15 protein-coding genes are annotated in these 17,887 nt (G+C 64.4%); 5 read left to right on the forward strand and 10 right to left on the reverse strand.

Going from position 1 to position 17,887, the window contains the following annotated elements; all coding sequences use genetic code 11:
• The first annotated feature begins 94 nt into the window (after positions 1-94).
• Entirely contained in the window at positions 95-1,108 is a 1,014-nt protein-coding gene (locus IVA78_RS09915) for a TorF family putative porin (protein ID WP_247277757.1), read from the forward strand.
• A 249-nt stretch (positions 1,109-1,357) separates the two neighbouring features.
• Here IVA78_RS09915 and IVA78_RS09920 read toward each other — a convergent pair whose 3' ends face one another.
• Positions 1,358-3,112, reverse strand: a complete 1,755-nt coding sequence (locus IVA78_RS09920) for an ABC transporter ATP-binding protein/permease (RefSeq protein WP_247277613.1) — start codon at positions 3,110-3,112, stop codon at positions 1,358-1,360.
• A 310-nt stretch (positions 3,113-3,422) separates the two neighbouring features.
• Between IVA78_RS09920 and IVA78_RS09925 the strand changes: the two genes are divergently transcribed.
• Positions 3,423-5,087, forward strand: coding sequence for an L-lactate permease (locus IVA78_RS09925; RefSeq protein ID WP_247277612.1), 1,665 nt, complete (start codon positions 3,423-3,425; stop codon positions 5,085-5,087).
• Positions 5,088-5,229: 142 nt separating this feature from the next.
• Complete coding sequence (locus tag IVA78_RS09930) at positions 5,230-5,628, forward strand: META domain-containing protein (protein WP_247277611.1); 399 nt, start codon at positions 5,230-5,232, stop codon at positions 5,626-5,628.
• Positions 5,629-5,737: 109 nt separating this feature from the next.
• Here IVA78_RS09930 and IVA78_RS09935 read toward each other — a convergent pair whose 3' ends face one another.
• From IVA78_RS09935 to IVA78_RS09945, 3 genes are all read right to left on the reverse strand, one after another.
• On the reverse strand, positions 5,738-6,949 hold the full coding sequence (locus IVA78_RS09935) for a hypothetical protein (protein ID WP_247277610.1): 1,212 nt from the start codon (positions 6,947-6,949) through the stop codon (positions 5,738-5,740).
• A 144-nt stretch (positions 6,950-7,093) separates the two neighbouring features.
• Positions 7,094-8,725, reverse strand: coding sequence for a chaperonin GroEL (groL, locus tag IVA78_RS09940; RefSeq protein WP_247415092.1), 1,632 nt, complete (start codon positions 8,723-8,725; stop codon positions 7,094-7,096).
• A gap of 157 nt (positions 8,726-8,882) precedes the next feature.
• Complete coding sequence (locus IVA78_RS09945) at positions 8,883-9,179, reverse strand: co-chaperone GroES (RefSeq protein WP_247277608.1); 297 nt, start codon at positions 9,177-9,179, stop codon at positions 8,883-8,885.
• Positions 9,180-9,494: 315 nt separating this feature from the next.
• Here IVA78_RS09945 and IVA78_RS09950 point away from each other — a divergent pair, with 315 nt between their 5' ends.
• On the forward strand, positions 9,495-10,016 hold the full coding sequence (locus IVA78_RS09950; RefSeq protein ID WP_247277607.1) for a hypothetical protein: 522 nt from the start codon (positions 9,495-9,497) through the stop codon (positions 10,014-10,016).
• 245 nt (positions 10,017-10,261) lie between these two features.
• Here IVA78_RS09950 and IVA78_RS09955 read toward each other — a convergent pair whose 3' ends face one another.
• Positions 10,262-11,041 carry a protein phosphatase CheZ gene (locus IVA78_RS09955; RefSeq protein WP_247465145.1) on the reverse strand — a complete coding sequence of 260 codons (780 nt, stop codon included), beginning with the start codon at positions 11,039-11,041 and terminating at the stop codon, positions 10,262-10,264.
• Between the two features lie 312 nt (positions 11,042-11,353).
• Here IVA78_RS09955 and IVA78_RS09960 point away from each other — a divergent pair, with 312 nt between their 5' ends.
• Positions 11,354-12,166: a L,D-transpeptidase gene (locus tag IVA78_RS09960; RefSeq protein ID WP_247415091.1), complete on the forward strand. Its 813-nt coding sequence runs from the start codon at positions 11,354-11,356 to the stop codon at positions 12,164-12,166.
• Between the two features lie 652 nt (positions 12,167-12,818).
• Here IVA78_RS09960 and IVA78_RS09965 read toward each other — a convergent pair.
• The 5 genes from IVA78_RS09965 to IVA78_RS09985 form a co-directional block, all read right to left on the reverse strand.
• On the reverse strand, positions 12,819-13,631 hold the full coding sequence (locus IVA78_RS09965) for a DUF2076 domain-containing protein (protein ID WP_247465148.1): 813 nt from the start codon (positions 13,629-13,631) through the stop codon (positions 12,819-12,821).
• A 125-nt stretch (positions 13,632-13,756) separates the two neighbouring features.
• Positions 13,757-14,602 carry a ChbG/HpnK family deacetylase gene (locus IVA78_RS09970; RefSeq protein ID WP_247277603.1) on the reverse strand — a complete coding sequence of 282 codons (846 nt, stop codon included), beginning with the start codon at positions 14,600-14,602 and terminating at the stop codon, positions 13,757-13,759.
• Positions 14,599-15,645 (reverse strand): glycosyltransferase family 2 protein, encoded by a 1,047-nt coding sequence (locus tag IVA78_RS09975; protein WP_247465151.1) that lies wholly within the window; start codon positions 15,643-15,645, stop codon positions 14,599-14,601. The genes IVA78_RS09970 and IVA78_RS09975 overlap by 4 nt, the downstream gene beginning before the upstream one ends.
• A gap of 84 nt (positions 15,646-15,729) precedes the next feature.
• Positions 15,730-16,707: an ATP phosphoribosyltransferase gene (gene hisG / locus IVA78_RS09980; RefSeq protein WP_247277601.1), complete on the reverse strand. Its 978-nt coding sequence runs from the start codon at positions 16,705-16,707 to the stop codon at positions 15,730-15,732.
• 3 nt (positions 16,708-16,710) lie between these two features.
• Positions 16,711-17,862 (reverse strand): ATP phosphoribosyltransferase regulatory subunit, encoded by a 1,152-nt coding sequence (locus IVA78_RS09985; protein ID WP_247277600.1) that lies wholly within the window; start codon positions 17,860-17,862, stop codon positions 16,711-16,713.
• Between the last annotated feature and the right edge of the window lie 25 nt (positions 17,863-17,887).

Here is a 17,887-nt window from a genome sequence, read left to right on the forward strand (position 1 = left end):
CAAATTGCCGCAGTTACGAGATTGCAATCAAGTCGAGCGCCCCGGGGGTTACCGGGATCCGACTGGGGCTCAAGAACTGGCGATGGGGATCGAAATGAAAAAAGTGGCTTTGTTGGCAACGGCGCTGGCAATGGTGACGGGTTCGGCTTTCGCGGCAGACATGCCGGTCAAGGCATTGAAAGCCCCGCCGCCGCCTGCCTTCGATCCCTGGGACATCGCTTTTGGTGGCGCGATCATGAGCGACTACATCTTCCGCGGTATCAGCCAGTCGAACCACAAACCGTCGGTCGCCGCCTATTTCGAGCCGCGCTACAACGTTACCAAGGACCTCCAGCTCTACATCGGCGTCGCCGGTGAGAGCATTTCCTTCCCGAACCGCGCCGCGGCCGAGATCGACGTCTACGGCGGCATCCGCCCGACCTTCGGTGCATTCGCTTTCGACATCGGTGTTTGGGGTTATCTCTATCCGGGTGGCACCTGCTTTTACGGCGCGCCGACTGACACCGCCGGCAACCCGCTTAGCGCGCAGTGCGCCGCCAACGCTCTGCTCAACGGCAACGTCATGAAGAAGGACGTGAGCTTCTTCGAAGTCTACGGCAAGGTGAATTACACCATCAACGACAACTGGACCGTTGGCCTGAACGAGTACTATACGCCGAGCTTCCTGAACTCCGGTGCGTGGGGCGACTACGTGTCGATCACCGCCAAGTACACGGCGCCGAGCACCTTTTTCGGCTCCAGTGGCGTCGGCATGTACGTCTCGGGTGAGTTCGGCCGCCAATTCCTGGGCACCTCCGACTCGTTCTATGGCACCGGCTTCGCTGCGCCGGGATTCGCTGGTCCGTTCCCGAACGGCATCAAGTACGCCGACTACAACACCTGGAATATCGGCATCGGATTCACGTACAAGGTATTCACGCTCGACCTGCGTTACTCCGACACCGACCTTTCGAAGGCGAACTGCAACGCCTTCACCAGCGACTACACGGCAGGCTTCAACGGCAGCTTCAGCAACATCAATCCGACTGGCGTCGGCTCCAATTGGTGCGGCGCCGCCGGCATCGCCAAGCTGTCCTTCGACCTGACAGCGATGACCAACCTGAAGTAAGTTTCTTCCCGAAACGACTTGATGAGGGCGGCGGAGCAATCCGCCGCCTTTTTGCTTTGGGGTCGGGTCTCTTCGCAAACGCCATGCCCGGGCTTGTTCCGGGCATCCACGTTCTTTGGCACTGTCGCGCAATGAGCGCGTGGATGGCCGGGACAAGCCCGGCCATGGCGACGCAGAAACGCGGCGCGTTGTCGCGAGGAAGACTTGGCATCCGTTCTAAGGAGAACGCAGTGCGGATTGCCCTGCGCCTCAACGCGCCGCGCTCGGCTCCGCTGCAGCCCGTTCGCCGCCGAGGACGTGAATCGCACCGTCCTTCACCAGCGCCACCTTGCGGGTGTGGAAAGCGTCGAGCGTCGAGCGGTGGCCGATCGAGACGATGGTGGTCTGCGGCAGCTTCTCAGCGAGCAGCCGGTAGAGCCGGGCCTCGGAGGGTTCGTCCAGCGAGGCGGTGGCCTCGTCCAGGAACAGATAGTCCGGCACATGCAACAGCGCGCGGGCGAGCCCGAGGCGCTGCTGCTCGCCCAGCGAGAGCATCCGATTCCAGTGACCGTTCTCGTCGAGCCGCTTTGCCAGCCGCGGCATGCCGACCGCGTTCAGCGCCTCTGCGATCTTCTCGGGTGCGATCGCGCCACGCCCTGCGGGGTAAATTACGGCGTCGCCGAGCGGGCCGATCGGAAAATACGGCCGCTGCGGCAGCATCATTAGCTTGGCCTTTTCGGGAATCGCGATGGTTCCGGTGCCGAACGGCCAGATTCCGGCGATGGCCCGGAACAGCGTGGATTTCCCGGAGCCCGACGGCCCGGTCACCAGCACCCGCTCCGCCGGCTGGATCGCGAAGGTATCGGCCGCAACAAGCGGCTCGCCGTTCGGCAGCTTTACCAGCAACTGATCGAGACCGATTGCCTTGCCGCTCGATGGTGCAACGCCGATGGTCGGCTCGCGCGTCGCCGTATGGGCCGCCGACCTGACCGACATCTCGAAACCGTCGAGACGGGCAATCACCGAGCGCCATTCCGCGAGCGAGCGATAGGCTGTGACGAAAAACGAGAGCGCATCTTGCACGCTGCTGAACGCCGAGCCAGTTTGCATCATGTCGCCGAGCTGAATTCTCTTGGCGAAGTAAGCCGGAGCAACGACCACATAGGGAAAGATCACTGCAGCCTGGCTGTAGCTTGCCGTGAAGGCGGTCAGGCGCTTGGTCCGGCTCATGATCGCGTACCAGTTGCCGATGACGAAACCAAAGCGCTGCAGCAGATTCCCTCGCTCCGCGCTCTCACCTTTCAAAAGCGCGATCTGCTCGGAATTTTCGCGTACGCGGATCAGGTTGAAGCGGAAGTCGGCCTCAAAGCGCTGCTGCTCGAAATTGAGGTTGATCAGCGGAGCACCGATCCAGTGCGTCAGCGCCGTACCCAGGATCGCGTAGACCAGCGCACACCAGACCAGAAAACCCGGGACGATGATGTCTGTGCCGTAAATGTGCAGCGGCGCCTTGTCCGACAGACCCCAGAGGATGACGACGAACGAGGCCAGCGTCACGATCGACGACAGCAGGCCCAGCCCGAGGGTCAACGTCTGCTCGACGAAATTCTTGACGTCCTCGGTGATGCGCTGATCCGGGTTGTCGGCGGGGTCGCCCTTGAGCTGGATGCGGTAATGCGTCGAGCCGCTCAGCCATTCGCCGAGATAATGCTGCGTCAGCCACCGTCGCCAGCGAATCTGGAGCCACTGGTTCAGGTAGAGCTTGTAGACCGCCAGCGCGACGAAGGTGAAAGCAAGGCCGAGAAAGATCCAAATCTCTCTGACGAACCGGTCCAGTTCATATCCCTGGACCGCACTGAAGAATCGGTTCTGCCACTGACTGACGAGAACATTGATCGCCACCAGCGCCAGCTCCATGGCAATGACGGCGGCGAGCAGGCCGTGGCCGGCCCATTTGTCCTCCGATCGGAAATAGGGGCCGGCGATTCGCCAGACGATCGCGAGCGTGGCGCGGATGTTGTTCACAGAGCTGGGTCTCCTAGAGGGGATGTGCATAACGGCCGGAGCCAAATGGCTGAGGCAATGACGGAAATGGGCGCGCTTAGACTAAAGTCGCAAGTTCTGCAATTTGCGTTGGCTTGTCGCAGCTTGCAACCCTAGCATGGGGCTCGACGGCGCGGGGCGGGGTGACCAGGGTTTCGCGAGCTTGTGAGCGGACGGGAACCGCCGCATTCGTGAGGAATTCGCGTCAAGCTCAGGGGTTATCGCTTCCAACGTCAAGCAGGATCGGCTCTCCACGCGAGTCGCCTGCCGCAACATGCGTGGGGGAGGAACCATGTGGAATCAAATCTATGATCCGCTGCACAGCCCGGTGCTGTCGACGATCGCGGCAGCTGTGCCCGTCGTCACGCTGCTGGTCCTGATCGCGAGCGGGCGCGTCCAGGCCCACATCGCCGCAATCATCGCCGTGATCGTGACCAACCTGATCACGATTTTCGTCTTCACCATGCCCGCGAACATGTCGATCCGCGCCTCGGTGCTGGGCATCGTCACCGGGTTCTTCCCCATCGGCTGGATCGTCCTCAACGTCATCTTCCTCTACCAGGTGACCGTGACCACCGGGCGCTTCGAGCTCTTGAAGCGCGCGGTCGGCGGCGTCACCGAAGATCGGCGGCTGCAATTGTTGCTGATCGCGTTCTCGTTCGGCGCATTCTTCGAGGGCGCCTCGGGCTTCGGCACGCCGGTCGCGATCACGGGTGCGGTGCTGATCGGCCTCGGCTTCTCGCCGCTGGCGGCTTCCGGCCTGTCGCTGATCGCCAACACCGCACCGGTCGCCTATGGCGCGCTGGGCACGCCGATCCAGGGCCTTGCCTCCGTCACCGGGCTCGATCCCTACATCCTCGGCGCCATGGTCGGCCGGCAATTGCCGTTCTTCTCCCTGATCGTGCCGTTCTGGGTGGTGTGGGCGTTCGCGGGCTGGAAGGGCATGAAGGACGTCTGGCCGGCGATCCTCGTCACGGGGGTGTCGTTCGCGATCCCGCAATTCGTCATCTCCAACTACATCAATCCCTGGATCGTCGACATCGGTGCGTCGCTGATCTCGATGGGCGCGCTGATCCTGTTCCTGAAGGTGTGGCAGCCGAAGCAGCTCTGGCTGTCGCCGGCGCTCCGCGGCCGCGACGAATCGGCCTCCACGATGGCGGCGGCAAAGCCGCTCGACAAGACGCCACTCACGCAGGGCGAGCTGTTTAACGCGTTGCTGCCGTGGATCATCGTCTGCATCGTGATGCTGGTCTGGGGCAGCGGCGCCTTCAAGGGCTGGGCGAACTCGATCTTCACCTGGAACTATCCCGTGCCCGAGCTGCACCAGATGATCAACAAGATGCCGCCGGTCGCCCCAGGGCCGACCAAGGAAAGCGCGGTGTTCGCCTTCACCTACCTGTCCTTCACCGGCACCGGCATGCTGATCGCGGCGATCATCTCCGGCTTCCTGATGGGCGTCGGTCCCGGCCGGCTCCTGACCGAATACGGCCGCACCATTCGGCTGTGCGCGATCTCGCTGATCACGATCTCAGCGATGCTCGCGATCGGAACGCTGACCCGGCTATCCGGTGTCGACGCGACGCTCGGTCTCGCCTTCGCGGCAACCGGCGTGCTCTATCCCTTCTTCGGCACGCTGCTCGGCTGGCTGGGCGTCGCACTGACGGGATCGGACACCGCCTCCAACGTGCTGTTCGGAAACCTGCAGAAGATCACCTCCGAGCAGCTCGGCCTGTCGCCGGTCCTGATGGCCGCGGCGAACTCCTCCGGCGGCGTGATGGGCAAGATGATCGACGCGCAGTCGATCGTAGTCGCCTCCACTGCGACCAACTGGTACGGCCACGAGGGCACCATCCTGCGCTTCGTGTTCTGGCACTCGATCGTGCTCGCCTGCCTCGTCGGCGTGCTCGTGACGTTGCAGGCCTATGTCTGGCCGTTCACGGCGCTGGTGCTGAAGTAGCGGTCGGCGCCAGGCTGCGATGCAAATCCCCGCGAGGTTCGCCTCGCGGGGATTTTTGCATCTACATCCGCCTGCGCGAACCTTCTCAAGGGCGCCGCCGTCTTATAGAAGGTGCGCCAAGTCAGGTTGGTCGAGAGGTCTCATGGTTTCGCTCAGGCGATTGACGTTTGCGGCAGTGGCAATGTTCGCGATGTCCACGCTTGCGCGTGCCGAGGAGGGGTTCCCGTTCGGCACCGAGATGACGCTGGAGGCGCTGCCGCAGCCCGGCTCGAAGCGGATACCGAACATCGAGATCGGCGACAATGGTGAGGTCGTGCTGGAGCTCTGGTGCAAGAGCGGCAAGGGCCAGTTCTCGGTCGCCGGCAACACCGTGATCTTCGTCCCCGGCCAGATCCAGGACCGGTCCTGTCCGCCTGCGAAGGCGCAGGCCGACGACGAGCTCGTGGCCGCGCTCGGCAGCGTCGAGACTTGGAAGCGCCAGGGCGAGGTGCTCACGCTGGTCGGTCCCAAGCCGCTGCGCTTTCGCGTCAACGGGAATTGAGCGTTGGGCGCGAAACGCGAACCCGGAATCTGGAGATTGTGGCGCGAGATTCAGGGGCGCGATTGCGCACCATGGGTCGACGCTGGCGCGTCGCCCCGGAATGACTTCGTCACTTCCACACCGACTTGTCGGCGTCCCAGCGCTGACCTTTCAGCTCCCTGGCAAGCGCCTCGATCGAGCCGTTGTCGTCGGGCAGCTCGCCTTCTTCGTCGGGGCTCGCGTCGTCGGACAGATTGAGCCTGGCGCCGCTGCTTTCATCGGCCGTGGTCGTCGCGGGGCTTCCGATCCAGAGCATCAGCTTGTCGGTCGTGCCGGGCTTGTCGGGCGAGACGAGCCCTGCGACCTCGATCGTGTCGGTGAGCTCGAGCGCCGGGTGATCCTGGTTCGGCCGCTTGAACACCAGCTTGAGCTTGCCGGTGGCGGGGTTGAAGCTCTGTGAGACCGGCTTTGCCGCGAGCGTCCTGCTCAGCACGCCCGCAACCGCGGTCGCGAGCTTGTCGCGGTTGATCTTGTCGCCGTCGCGCCAGTCGGCGGCGGGGAAGCGGATGGTGCGGTCCATCTCGGTCATGCCCGCGGTCCACCCGGCGGCGGTGACGCCGGGCATCGCCTTGAACTTTGCTAGCAGTGCGCCCGCGCGCTCCGGATCGACGGACATGTTGATGGTCTGCTCACCGGCGCGCAGGGCGTCGCAGCTGACATTGAGGCTGGCCAGCGTCACCTCGACCTCCTGGCCCTTCAGGCTCTTCAGGAAGTCGGTCGCGGCATCGAGCTTGACCTTGACCGCGATCGCCTCCGGTGAGACGTCGGTGAAATCCTTCGGCTGCGGCGTGATGCCGTCGTCGGAGGTCTGGTTGTCCAGAAATTCCTTCTCGCTGAGATCGGAATTGTCGGACGAGGTGACCTCGGTCACGGCCTGGCCGATCGTGATCTGGCCGCGGAATTCGAACATGTCCCCGGCCTGCTTGCGCAGCAGCTTGACACTGACGGGCGCCTTCGCGCCGAGGCTCTGCGTCGTGCCCGTCAGGTTCTGGCCTGCAACCTGAAGATTGACGACGAAGCGGTCCTTGCGGTCGGAATTCTTCGCGATCGGATAGCAGACGTCGAGTACGGCCGCCGTGACCGTCTTGCCCTGACGCGTCTCCTTCAGGATCGCGTCGGCATTACCGTCCATCAGCCCGTCGATCGACGTGAAATAGCGCGTCTCGGCGCCGCCGGCCGTCGTGGCCTTCGGTGATAGCTTCATCTGGGCGGAAGCGACCTCGGGCGCAAAGGCGAGCAAGGCTGCCAAAAGGGCGGTCAAACAAACCAGGAGCGCGCGCATCGATGAAATCCTCGAGCCATCAGAATCGGCGCCACCGTAGTGGGTTTTGGCCGCCGGTTGAATCGGAAAGCGGAGGGGCAGGGTCGGCAAAAAAGAAGGCCGCCCGGAGGCGGCCTTCGGAACACGCTAACGGACGATCGGGCGTTAGAAGCCGCCCATGCCGCCGCCGGCTGGCATGGCGGGCGGCGCTTCCTTCTTCGGCGTCTCGGCGACCATGGCCTCGGTGGTCACGAGCAGGCCGGCCACGGAGGAGGCGTCCTGGAGCGCGGTGCGGACCACCTTGGCGGGATCGATGATGCCCTTCTCAACCATGTCGACATAGGCCTCGGTCTGGGCGTCGAAGCCGAAGGTCTCGGACTTGTTCTCCAGGATCCTGCCGACGACGATCGAGCCTTCCACGCCCGCGTTCTCGGAGATCTGGCGGATCGGGGCTTCGAGCGCCTTCAGCACAATGTTGATGCCGGCCTGGACGTCCGCATTGGCGTTGGAGAGGCGGCCGACCGCCTTCTTGGCGCGCAGCAGCGCAACGCCACCGCCGGGCACGATGCCTTCCTGCACCGCGGCGCGGGTCGCGTTGAGCGCGTCCTCGACGCGGTCCTTCTTCTCCTTGACCTCGATCTCGGTCGCGCCGCCGACGCGGATCACCGCGACGCCGCCGGCGAGCTTGGCGAGGCGCTCCTGGAGCTTCTCACGGTCGTAGTCCGACGTGGTCTCCTCGATCTGCGCCTTGATCTGGCCGACGCGGGCCTCGATGTCGGGCTTCTTGCCGGCGCCGTTGACGATCGTGGTGTTCTCTTTGTCGATCACCACCTTCTTAGCGCGACCGAGCATCTTCACCGTGACGTTCTCGAGCTTGATGCCGAGCTCCTCGGAGATCAGCTGGCCGCCGGTGAGGATCGCGATGTCCTCGAGCATGGCCTTGCGGCGGTCACCGAAGCCCGGCGCCTTGACGGCTGCGACCTTGAGGCCGCCGCGCAGGCGGTTCACGACCAGGGTGGCCAATGCCTCGCCCTCGACGTCCTCGGCGACGATGACGAGCGGCTTGCCGGACTGCACCACGGCTTCGAGCACCGGCAGCATGGCCTGCAGGCCCGAGAGCTTCTTCTCGTGCAGGAGGATGTAGGCGTCCTCGAGCTCGGCGGTCATCTTCTCGGCATTGGTGACGAAGTAGGGGCTGAGATAGCCGCGGTCGAACTTCATGCCCTCGACGATGTCGACTTCGGTGTCGAGCGACTTGTTCTCCTCGACGGTGATGACGCCCTCGTTGCCGACCTTCTGCATCGCCTGGGCGATCATCTTGCCGATGGCGGCGTCGCCGTTGGCCGAGATGGTGCCGACCTGGGCAACCTCGGAGGAGGCGGCGACCGGCTTGGCGCGCTTCTCGATGTCCTTGACTACCGCGGCAACCGCGATGTCGATGCCGCGCTTGAGGTCCATCGGGTTCATGCCGGCGGCAACTGCCTTGGCGCCTTCGCGCACGATGGCCTGGGCCAGCACCGTTGCGGTGGTGGTGCCGTCACCGGCGAGGTCGTTGGTCTTGGAGGCGACCTCACGCACCATCTGGGCGCCCATGTTCTCGAACTTGTCCTCGAGCTCGATCTCTTTGGCGACGGTGACGCCATCCTTGGTGATGCGGGGTGCGCCAAAACTCTTCTCGATGACGACGTTGCGGCCCTTCGGGCCGAGCGTCACCTTGACGGCGTTAGCGAGAATGTCGACGCCGCGCAGCATGCGATCGCGCGCGTCTCCGGAAAATTTGACGTCTTTGGCAGCCATATCTGCAATCCCTCGTGTTTGGTGTTGTGTTGCCGCGCTTCCCTTCGTCTTTGCCAGGCTCGATCCGGCAATCCATCTTCGTGCGAAGAATGAGGATGCCCGGGTCAGGCCCGGGCATGACAGTAGGGATATTCAGCGGCCGTTCAGGCGGATGGTCTTAGGCCAGCACGCCCATGATGTCCGACTCCTTCATGATCAGGAGCTCTTCGTTGTCGATCTTGACCTCGGTGCCGGACCACTTGCCGAACAGCACACGGTCGCCGACCCTGAGGTCGATCGGGATCAGCTTGCCGGTCTCGTCGCGGCCGCCGGGTCCGACGGCGACGATTTCGCCCTGGGAGGGCTTTTCCTTGGCAGTGTCGGGAATGATGATGCCGCCCTTGGTCTTTTCCTCGGCGTCGATACGTTTGACCACGACACGGTCATGCAGCGGACGAAATTTGGATTTAGCCATGACGTTTCCCTTTGGAGGCTCGCTTCGGAAGTAGTGGAAGTAGGTTGGGGCGGCGCTTCCGCCCACCCTCTTGCCGAGGATCGACGGCGCGCTTAGCAATCGGGCTCTCCGAGTGCTAATAGTGCGCCCGGAAATATGGCTTGGCCGCGATCCTGTCAAGCAAAGGTGGTTAAGCGATTGGTGAGGCGGATATAGGATGGTGGCATTGGAAACTCGTTCGGGGCGCCGGCGTATCAAACGACGGCATTGCTCCGGCAGCGGTTTTGCGCTTGGCTGCTGCAGGGGTGCGGCCATGGTCTTGTTCGGGGGAATGCCATGATCAGTTCAGCTTGCGCGCGCACGGTTGCCAATCTGGCCGCCGCGTCCTGTCTGGCGCTATTGCTGGGCGCCTGCGGCGGCGGCATGAGCCTGCCGTCCTTCTCGTCGTCTTCGCCGCCGCCCGAGGCTGAGCCCGGCACCGGTCCGGAAATGCCTGCGACGATCCGCGCCGACGAGATCGTCGGCCGCTGGGGCCTCGCCTCGTTCCAGAATCCGGCCGACCGGGCGCGCACCGAGGCGGCCGCCCGGGCCCAGTGCAAGAATCCTTATGTGATCACCGCCGGCTCTTCCGGCGGCGTGATCATGCATCTGGCCGACCAAGCGACTCCGCAGGAGCTGCGGCTGAAGGGCTCCCCGAGCGGCAAGAATTACATCGGGCCGGCCGGCCCGACGCCGGGCGACCAGGACCGCGAGATCATCTCCTTCGACGGCCGCGTGCTGATCACCCGTTTCATCGACAAGGACGCTGCCACCCGCTACGGCAACATGGTCTACGTCCGCTGCGCGCCGAGGGCGTGATTGACTTTTCCCCTCTCCCCTTGTGGGAGAGGGTGGCTCGCCGCGACGGCGGCGAGACGGGTGAGGGGTCTCTCTCCCCGAAATCCAACTTCATTTGAGTTCGCGGATACAGACCCCTTATCCGGCGCTTCGCGCCACCTTCTCCCACAAGGGGAGAAGGGAAGAAGGGCGCGCGATCGACGTCTCCAAAAACAAGAACGCCGGCCCCCAAGGCCGGCGTCTCGTTCTCATATCCTCGCGTCCGCTCAGTCGAACAGCGCGTCGATGTCGTCCTGCGAGGCGTGGCCGACGTCGCCGGCGAGCTTCGGGCCGTTGAGGAGCTTCTCGTCCTCGCTGCGGTTGTCGACATGCGCGGGCACATGGGCCTTGATCGCGTCGACGCCGCCCCAGATCTCCATCATCGCATTGATGTGCTGCTCGATGAACTTCATCGTGGTCATGACCTTGCTGATGCGCTGGCCGGTCAGGTCCTGGAAGTTGCAGGCTTCGAAGATCGAGATGACGCGTTCCTGGATGTCGTCGGCGAGCCGCTTCTGCTGATCGGCCGATTGCACCTTGGACATCGCGCTGGCCGCCTGGTCGATCGACTCGGCGGCTTCGAGGATTTGCTGGGTCGCCTGCTCGGTGCCGCCGACGACCGCGCCAAGCTCGCCATTGACCTTGGCCATTTCGCCGCCGTCGAAGCTCTTGCCGTGCAGCGTCGCGATCTCGCGCTTGGTGCGGTCGATGGCGTCGTGGATGAGGTCGAGCTCGACCTTCAGCTTCTCGCACTGTTCGATCTGGGCCCGGTAGGTCTCGAGCATGGTGCGGGCGTCGGAGAGCTCGTGGGTGGTGGAGGCATCGATCGCCGCCATGGCGGCGCTGCCGGACAGCGGAATAGTGCCCTTCGCCATCTGTGCGCGGATCGCTCGCAACTCGGCCATGATCTCGCTGTGCATCGGGATTGCCTCTTCGGTTTCGTCAAGAATCGGCATCTCGCCACCGACGATGTCTTCGACACGGAAACGTTTGCGGTGAACAGCCATCAGGTACTCCCCCACCTCACTCACGCGTCTTTGTAGGCAGAAGCGATTTAACACGAAGTTCACAGCAGGAACCGATGCGCGGCGTCGCGCGCCGCCGCGCAAGGACGCGATTAACCATGGCCTTGCTGCATTCACCGAAAATAAACGCTGATCGCCAAATTGCCCCGCGCTTGACGATGTGGTGAATCCAAAGGCTGCTTCCGTTTACCAAACAAAACGGCTTTTGCTTTTTATTGACCACGCCGAGGGACGCGGATCAGCCACCAGCTCTCCACGGCATGCGATCTAGACGAAACAGTACAGAGTACGTCGATGTTCAAGAAAATGTCCGTCGCGCTGCTCGGCAGCGCTTGCACCGTCATTGCGGGCGCAAACAGCGCCAGCGCCTTCGACAACAGGGTGCCGAACGATCCGCCCGCGGTGCTCTATGCCCCGCAAGTGCCGCCGGCGCCAGTGCGCGTCGCCTCAAATTCGAACATGGGCGGCGGCTTCATCGAGTTTCTATTCGGTGACGGTCCCGGTCGTGGTCCGGCCTACGCGCCCGAGCGGCCGGTGTATCAGCAGCAGCCGGCCTATTACGACCAGCGCCGTCTGCCGCCGATGGGCGAGCCGCAGATGCAAGGCGCGCTTCTGCAAGGTGCGGTCCAGCAGGACGCGATCGATCCGCGGCAGCGTCCGTTCGATCCGAAATTCGAGAAGCAACTCGTCGATTATAGCGGCAAGGAAAGTCCCGGCACGATCTTGGTCGATACGCCGAACAAGTTCCTCTATCTGGTCGAGGGCAATGGCAGGGCAATGCGCTACGGTATCGGTGTGGGTCGTCCCGGCTTCACCTGGTCGGGCGTGAAGTCGATCACGGCCAAGCGCGAATGGCCAGACTGGACGCCGCCGGCGGAAATGCTCGCGCGCCGCCCCGATCTGCCCCGGCATATGGAAGGCGGCCCGGAAAATCCGCTCGGCGCCCGCGCGATGTATCTGGGCTCTACGCTCTATCGCATTCACGGCTCCAACGAGCCCTGGACCATCGGCACCAACGTCTCCTCCGGCTGCATCCGCATGCGCAACGAGGACGTCATCGACCTCTATAGCCGCGTCAATGTCGGCACCAAGGTCGTGGTGATGTGAACGTCATGCGCTCGATGTGAGCCGACCTCTGCGTGTCGCGCCAGCTCGCGATGCGCGGCATCGAAGGCGTTGCGTGCCGTCGGCGTACGCCTTCAGCTAGGGTCTATGCTCGCTGGCGGTGACGCGTCGACCCGAAACGATGGGCAAGCGAGCGGCGGCGACGAGTTGACGAATGGGAATGCGGTGCGCGAGCGGAGCGGTTCAACCGTCGCGCCGACCGCTCCGCCTTCCTGACACGCTCGTGCAGTCCCTCCAACTCATACAATTCGGTGATGAGATGCGTTGTCACGTCGGTCAAGGTTGCAATGCGCTGCTGAAGTGGACTCATTTCTAAAAACCCCAACTATAACCAGAGAGGCAGCCACGTCGGTGTGTGTGGCATGAGCAACGTGTTCTTCAAGTTGAACACCCATGTCCAAATTTGGAAATCCGGGAGTCTACGGCCGCGCGTGTCAGAGGGCGATTTCGTGTTTCATGGTGAACTCGGCGCGTCCGGCCACGTTTAGCTCCGTGCAATGCAGCAAGCGTGCGGATTAGTCATATTGTATCGATCGGATTCTCTGTGCGACGTGGCAGCGAGGGCGCTTGAGTTATCCGGTAAAAGAAAACGGCCGCCTAAAGGCGACCGCTGCGCATCTATCGGGCGAATTGCTCACGCGTAATCGCTGCCGCCGTCGTCGCCACCGCCGAAGTCGCTGTCGTCGGCCACATCCATGTTGTCGTCGCGATCGTCGTCATAGCTCTGATCGTTGTTGTTGTCCCGGTCGTTCGACGCCTGGTCGAAGAAGCCCTGGCGGGAGTCGTGATTCGAGCCGATGTCGTTGAGGCCCGCGTCGCGCGCCAGCGAACCGCCTGACTGATCGCTGCCGCCCCAGGGGCTGCGGTCGCCCAAGGCGTTGGTGTCGCCAAAAGCCTGCTGATGCGGTCCGCCCATCATGCCGCGGATGCTGGAGAGCAGCAGCGAGCCGCCGACGACGCCGGCTGCCGCCGCCGCCGCCGTGCCGAGGAACGAGCCGCCGCCACCGCCGATAGGGGGCGCGCCATAGCCCTGACCCGGACCTTGGCCGTAGGCCTGTCCGTAAGGCGGCTGACCATAACCCGGCTGGCCTTGCTGCATCGCCTGGCCGCTGTTCCAGACCGGCCGCGAATCGCGCGGCGGCACGTTCGGCACAGAACTGCGCGACGAGCCACCGCCGAATAGCGTGTCACGCATGGTATCTAGGAAGCCGCCGGACTGCGCCTGCTCGGGCGCCTGCCCCGCTTCCAGCTCCTGGATGCGGCCGTGGGCGCGCTTCAGCGCTTCGTCCTGCAGCAGCACGGTCTGGACCAGCGCGTAGATCGCACCGGGTGCCTTGCGCAAGCCGTCGGAGATCGCGGCGATCGCGTCGGGATCGCGCGGTGCATTTTCGAGTTTGGTAAGCCGGTCGAAAAGCTCGTCGACGAGCTGGCGTTCCTGCGGCGTCATGATCTGTCTCCTTCGCGCAAAACCAAGCGCGAGGCAGATGTAGGGTTCCATTGTGGCCCCAACAGTGCCGGCCGGATTAAATTTCGGTATGCGACAAGCTGCCTCGCACGGCCGTTTCGGCGATTTCACCCCAGCGTGACCCCACTGTCCGCCAGCAGACGTGGGAATGCGTCGCCGGCGAGATAAGCGTGCTCGCGTTCGCGCACATCCGTCATCGGGTCGAGGCCAACAAGGACGTCATCGACGAATCCGGGATGGCACATCACGAGACCACCGTCGGGGAGGCCTTCCAGGAACTGCCGCATCAATGCGCCGAAATCGGCCGCCCGCGTGAAGTCGTAAGCGCCGGCGAAGCCTGGATTGAAGCTGAGGCCGGCGCTGCCGGCGCGGCGGCGGAATTGGGCGCTGAGGATATCGAGCACCATGGCCTTTGGTGACGCCAGCCGCCGCGCCAGCGGCAGGTTGCGGCCGCCCTGGCGTACCCACGCGTTCGGTGCGGTCTCGCTAACGGCATCGACAAAGCCGTCGCGCACCTGCGGATAGAGCTGGACGTGCTGGTGGCCATCGACGAAGTCGGGCGCACGTCCGAATGCTTCCATGAAAGCTGCGAGCTGCGCCTTCACCTCGTTGCGAAAGAATTCGCGGTCGAGCCGTCGCATCAGTGCGGCGCGCAGCAGCTTCGGAAAGGCCAAGAACATGTCGCCGTCGAGTGGACGGAAATGCATGGTGAGCGGCCGGAACGGTGCCGACAGCGTCACGTGGAGGCCGATCGCGCAGTGCGGGCTCGATTTGGCTGCCGCGTCCAGCGCTTCGATCTCGCTGCGCGCGATCGCAGGTCCCACCATCATCACCGACGTGGCGTTGAGGCGGCCGCGTTCGATCAGGTCGCGGATGGCGCGATTGACGCCCGCGCTGATACCGTAATCGTCGGCGCAGAGCCAGATTCGCCGCAGACTCGCGGCCGCGCTCATTCGGCCGCCGTCCGCTTCGAAGCGTCCTCGGCGTTGTCGGTCTCGAAGCGCTTTTCGCTGTGCTCGGCGACGAAGTAGATCGGGCGCGCCTTTAGCTCGGAGAGGATCTTGCCGATATATTCGCCGACGATGCCGATCATGATGAGCTGCACGCCGCCGATGGTCATCAGGCCGACCACGAGCGAGGGATAGCCGGGCACCTGCTTGCCAGTCGTGAACACCTCCCAGAGGATCGAGAGGCCGAACAGGAAGGCGATCCCGGCGAGCACCACGCCGAGCAGGCTGGCGAAGCGCAAGGGAGCGACCGAGAACGAGGTCAGGCCCTCGATCGACAGGCCGAGCAGGCGTGCGGCGTTGAAAGTGGTGGCGCCATGGGCGCGCGGCGCCGGTTCGTAGTCGACGCGGATCTGGCGAAAGCCGATCCAGCTGGCCAGTCCCTTGAAGAAGCGGTTGCGCTCCGGCAGCTGTCTCAGCGCTGCAACCGCCCGCGGCGAGAGCAGGCGGAAATCGCCGGCGTCCTCGGGAATCTTCTGCCGCGCGCCCCAATTGATCAGGGCGTAGAAGCCGTGCACGGCGAGCCGGCGCAGGAAGCTTTCGTTGTCGCGATGCGCCTTGGCGGTATAGACGACGTCGTAGCCGTCATCGATCCAGTGCCGCACCAGCTGCTCGACCAGGGCCGGCGGATGCTGGCCGTCGCCGTCCATGAACATGACGGCGCCGAGCCGGGCATGGTCGAGGCCGGCCATCAGCGCCGCCTCCTTGCCGAAATTGCGCGACAGCGAGACCACCTGGACGCCGATTGCGTCAGCCGGCAGGCTGCGGGCGATCGACAGCGTCGCATCCGCGCTGCCGTCGTCGACATAGACGACCTCGCAGGCCAGGCGATAGCGCTGCCGCAAGGTCTTCGCGAGTTCGCAGATCCGCTGGTGCAGGGCGGCGAGGCCCGCCGCCTCATTGTAGACGGGGACGACAATCGAGAGTCCCTTCGCGGCGGCGCTGGCCGCGGTGGTCGTCATGCCGGAAACGTCAGAGCCCAGCGTCATCGATCAAGGTTCCAAGGCGTTAGGTCTTATCAACAGCATATGTTAGCTGCGGTTTGCTGTCGCTACGCTGAACGAAACAGAGGCTCACCGCCCCAGAAAGGCCTCGAGCTTGGCGAACAGCGGGTTCTCCCGGTCGAACACGTAGTCGAGCGAAACCACCGAGACGGTCTCGGCGCCATGCTCGCGCAGGAAGCTCGCCAGCGCATAGAGTTGGTCCGGGGGGCAGTGCAGCGTCAGCATGCCTGACGAGGTCGGTCCGCCAAACGGGGCCGCGACGCCGAACCGGCTGTGGGCCTCGCCGAGCAGGGCGGCGTCGCATTGCCGAAAGCGGGTGCGGACCTCGCGGTACTTGTTGGCGCGGGCTCGCGCCGCAATGTGATCGAGGATGACGCGCGCAGTCTCGCGTGCCTGCAACGACCAGTCGGCCTCTTTGGAGGCGACCAGATTGGCCTGGCTGCGCAGGATCACGCCGTCGTCGAGCACCCGCAAGCCATTGGCGGCGAGCGTCGCACCGGTCGTAGTGATGTCGACGATCAGCTCGGCGCTGCCCGCCGCGGGCGCGCCTTCGGTGGCGCCGGCGCTTTCGACGATGCGGTAGTCGGTGATGCCGTGGCTCTGGAAGAAGGCGCGGGTCAGATTGACGAACTTGGTCGCGACCCGCATCCGCATGTGATGTTGCTCGCGGAAGCCGGTGGTCACGTCGTCGAGGTCGGCCATGGTGCGGACGTCGATCCAGGCCTGCGGCACCGCGACGACGACGTCGGCATAGCCGAAGCCGAGCCCCTCGATCAGTGACACGCGCTTGTCGGCGTCCGCGATGTTCTCGCGCACCAGGTCTTCCCCGGTGACGCCGAGATGCGCAAAACCGCGGGAGAGTTGCGAGGCGATCTCGCTCGCCGAGAGATAGGCGACCTCGACATTGTCGAGACCCGCGATGGCGCCGCGATAGTCGCGGGCACCGCCGGCCTTCGACAGCTTGAGCCCGGCGCGGGCGAAGAAGGCTTCCGTGTTTTCCTGAAGGCGGCCCTTGGAAGGAACGGCCAGAACGAATGGCGCGCTCATGACTTAAGCCCCCACCTTGCGGCCGATCTTGGTCAGCGCGTCCACCCAGACCGAGAAGCCGACCGCGGGAATTGGCTGCACGGAGCCGAGCTGGGTCATCAGCCCGTCATAGCGGCCACCGGCGACCAGCGGCTCGGCGCCATTACCTCTGTGATGCAATTCGAACTCGAAGCCGGTGTAATAGTCGAGCCCGCGGCCGAACGCGGTCGAGAAACGCGTCAGCTTCACGTCGATGCCGCGCGCCGCCATGAAGCCGACCCGGCTCTCGAACTGGTCGATCGCAGCCGTGAGATCGAGCTTGGCATCGGCGGTCAGTGCACGCAGCTTTGCGACGGCATCGTCGGGATTGCCTGCGATCGACAGGAAGCGTTTGAGCACGGTGATCGCCTCGCGCGGCAACGCGCCACCCTTGAGGGTCGATTGCTCGAGGAAGCGGTCGGCAATCTCGGCTGTGGTACGGCCGCCGACATTGGTGGTGCCGGCGATCGACATCAAATCGGTGACGAAGGCGAGCGCCGCCTTGCGGTCCGAGCCGGCCAGCGCAGCGAGCACGCCCTCATATTCGCTGCGGGTCGCGGTGGCCGCGGCCGCCAGCCGCTCCAGATCCTGCTCCAGGCTGATCTTGCGGTTGAAATCCTTGACCAGGCGGCGGCGCCAGACCGGATAGAGATCGAGCGCGTCGAGCAGGGCATTGAACAGCGCGACGTCACCGGTGCGGATCTCGACGTCGCCGACACCGAAGGCGGCAGTTGCCTCCAGGGCCAGCGCCAGCATCTCGGCATCCGCCGCGGCGCGGTCCTGGCGGCCGAAGGACTCGATGCCGGCCTGGAGAAACTCGCTGGCCTGGCCGCCGCGGTATCGGAACACCGGGCCGAGATAGCTGAACCCGGCCGCTTGGCCGGCACGGCCAGAGGCGAGGTAATCGCGCGCCACCGGAATGGTCAGGTCCGGGCGCAGACAGAGCTCCTCGCCCGAGAGGTCCGTGGTCAGGTACAGGCTCTTGCGGATGTCTTCGCCCGAGAGGTCCAGGAACGGCTCGGCCGGTTGCAGGATGGCGGGCTCGGCCCTGACATAGCCCGCCTGCGCGAACGACAACAGCAGCGTATCCGCCCAGGCGGCGGAGCCGGCAGCATTTGAGGTGGCGGTCGCGGTCATAATAGAGGTCCATCGTCCCGGTGGA

This window comes from Bradyrhizobium sp. 137 (genome assembly GCF_023074095.1).
GTDB lineage: Bacteria > Pseudomonadota > Alphaproteobacteria > Rhizobiales > Xanthobacteraceae > Bradyrhizobium.